At 69.5% G+C, this 2640-nt stretch carries 3 protein-coding genes; 2 read left to right on the top strand and 1 reads right to left on the bottom strand.

Features of this window, described 5'->3' with window-relative positions; genetic code table 11:
• A partial coding sequence (locus ABDV68_RS18790) for a cell cycle transcriptional regulator TrcR (RefSeq protein WP_343521617.1) occupies positions 1-372 on the top strand: 372 nt, incomplete at its 5' end.
• Between the two features lie 85 nt (positions 373-457).
• Here the strand turns inward: ABDV68_RS18790 and ABDV68_RS18785 are convergent.
• Positions 458-1591, bottom strand: a complete 1134-nt coding sequence (locus ABDV68_RS18785; protein ID WP_343521616.1) for an acyl-CoA dehydrogenase family protein — start codon at positions 1589-1591, stop codon at positions 458-460.
• Between the two features lie 127 nt (positions 1592-1718).
• Between ABDV68_RS18785 and ABDV68_RS18780 the strand changes: the two genes are divergently transcribed.
• Entirely contained in the window at positions 1719-2402 is a 684-nt protein-coding gene (locus ABDV68_RS18780; protein ID WP_343521615.1) for a helix-turn-helix domain-containing protein, read from the top strand.
• Positions 2403-2640 lie beyond the last annotated feature (238 nt).

Genomic DNA, 2640 nt, shown 5'->3' with positions numbered 1-2640 from the left:
AAGCGCCAGGACAAGCCCGACGGCATCGCCTGGATCATCCGCAACCATCCCGAGATCTCGGACGGCGCGATCGGCAAGCTGATCGGCACCACCCGCAACACGATCGCCGCGATCCGCGACCGCAGCCACTGGAACATCGCCAACATCACCCCCAAGGACCCGGTGACGCTGGGCCTGACCACGCAGCGCGAGCTCGACACCGCGGTGGCCAAGGCGGCGAAGGCGGCGGGGATCGAGGCGCCGGTCGACACGCGCCTGGAGGGCGACCGCGAGGCGCTGATCGAGCAGCTGCGCGCCGAGCGCGAGGCCGCGGCGCGCGAGTCCGATGGTACGGACGCGGACCCGACGCCGGACAGCCTCTTCCGCAGCTGACCGGCGCGAAAGCAGGGACCCGGGGCCAGGCGAGATGCTTCGCGACTCCTAGGCTCCTGCGTTCGCACGAGCCTGATTCAAGGTTCTATCCGTCGATATCGAGCCCCAGCGCGAGCCGGCCGGACAGCGCGAGCTGCGGGCCTTCGCGCAGGGGATGGAAGCGCGCGCCCTGGATGTCGCGGAACGCGCGCTCGAGGCCGTTCCTGCGGTAGAAGCTCGCGCCGCCGGCCAGCTCCATCGCGCGCTCGACCGTCGCGATCGCGGCTTCGCCCAGCAGCGTGCGGCAGGCCAGCGCACGGCCGGTCGTCTCCGGCCCTGGCCGGCCGTCCGTCGCGAGTTCGATCATCTCGCGCATCGCCAGCTCGGCGCGTAGATGCGCATTCTCCATCTCGCCGGCGAGACGGACGAGGTCGCTGTCGGCGGGGCGCTTGCCCGCGATCTCCAGCGCCCGGCGGCGAGCGCCATCGGCCACGCCCATATAGGCAGAGTAGATCGCGGCGAAGGCGATCATGCTGATCGTGTGGAACAGCATGTGCCACTTGCCCTTGGGCCGGCGCCCGGCGATCCCGGCGTCGGGGACGAACACGCCGTCGAGCACGATGTCGTTCGACGCGGTGCCGCGCATGCCTAGCACTTGCCAGGTCGCCTCGATCGACACGCCGCGCGCGCCGAGCGGCACCCCGAAATGCAGGACGGTCGGGCCGGCTTCAGGATCGTCATAGACCGCGCTGGTCATCAGCAGATCGCCCATCTCGCACCCGCTCGAAAAGGGCTTGCGCGCGGTGATGCGGAAGCCGCCCTCGGCCTTCTCCGCGACGCCGCCGCTGTCCAGCCAGTCCGATCCGCCGCTCGACACGAGGATCAGATCCTCCGCGGCGACGCGGCGCAGCAGGCCCTCGGTCGGGGCGTTCTGGTGCGCGAGGCGCCACGCCGCCGCGGCGACGAGATGGGTGTGCATCGAGAAGGCGAGCGCAGTCGAGCCGCACGCCGCGCCGAGCACGCGGATCGCGCCGAATACCTCGGCGAACTCTGCGCCGCCGCCGCCGAGATGGGCAGGCACCAGCGCCTTGAAGAAGCCGGCGGCCTTGAGCCGCGCGAACCCGTCGGCGACGAAGCGCTCCTCGGCGTCGTGCTGGCCGGCGAGCGGGGCGATGTCGGCGGCGATAGCATGGGCGTCCGCGATCCAGTCGCGGGGGCGGTCTTGAGCTTGCGTCAGCATATGAGAATCTCCGTAGTTGCGCCGGAGGGCTTCGCCGATCATGCTGGGCAGGTTCCAGTTCAGAAACTGAAGTTGCCCGGTACAGAAACTGAACTAACGCTTCGCGCAATGTCGGAGAGGACGAACGATGGCGCAAGGCAGCTACAAGCAATTCTGTCCGGTCGCGATGTCGGCCGAGACCTTGTGCACGCGCTGGACGATCGTGCTGGTGCGCGAGCTGATCGCCGGATCGACCCGGTTCAACGACTTGCGGCGCGGCGTGCCGCGGATGTCGCCGGCGTTGCTTTCGCAGCGGCTCAAGGATCTCGAGACGGCGGGAATCGTGGTGCGCGACGCCAATGGTCTGGATTACCGGCTGACCCCGGCCGGGCGCGAGCTCGAGCCGATCGTCGATGCGTTCGGCGTGTGGGGGCAGCGCTGGATCGACCATGAGCTGTCGCTCGAGCATCTCGATGCGCAATTGCTGATGTGGGACATGCGCCGCAATCTCGACCCGACCCCGCTGCCGCCGCGTCGCTCGGTGATCCAGTTCCGCTATCCGGAGCTGCCCGGGGCGCAGCGGCGCTGGTGGCTGGTGGTGACGCCGGACGGTGCCGTCGACCTGTGCTCGGTCGATCCCGGGTTCGATGTCGACCTCTACGTCTCGACCGATCTGCGCACGATGACCGCGATCTGGATGGGCTACGAGACGCTCGCTGCCGCGCTGGACGAGGAACGGATGATCGTCACCGGGGACGCGGCGATCAGCGCGCAGATGCAGCGCTGGCTCGGCCTCAGCAGCTTCGCCAAGCACGCGCGGATGGCCGCCTAGGCGTCTGGCGGGATCGTGCGGCGTGCGATAGGCTCCGCTCGATCCGAGATCGAGGGAGCAGGCTGATGTGTGACGAGCTGACCGATGCCGACAATGAACGCGCGTTCGGCAAGGTGTCGCGGCGCGAATTCGCCGGGCTGACCGGCGCCGCGGCGCTCGCGGCGCTGCTGCCGGCGCCGGCCAATGCCCTGAAGCTCAAGCATCGCCACATCACGATCCGCACGCCCGACGTCTCCGA

The organism is Sphingomonas sp., assembly GCF_039595165.1.
Classification (GTDB): Bacteria; Pseudomonadota; Alphaproteobacteria; order Sphingomonadales; family Sphingomonadaceae; genus Sphingomonas.
The sequence above is the reverse complement of the archived record's forward strand: the minus strand, read 5'-3'. Positions and strand labels throughout refer to the sequence as shown.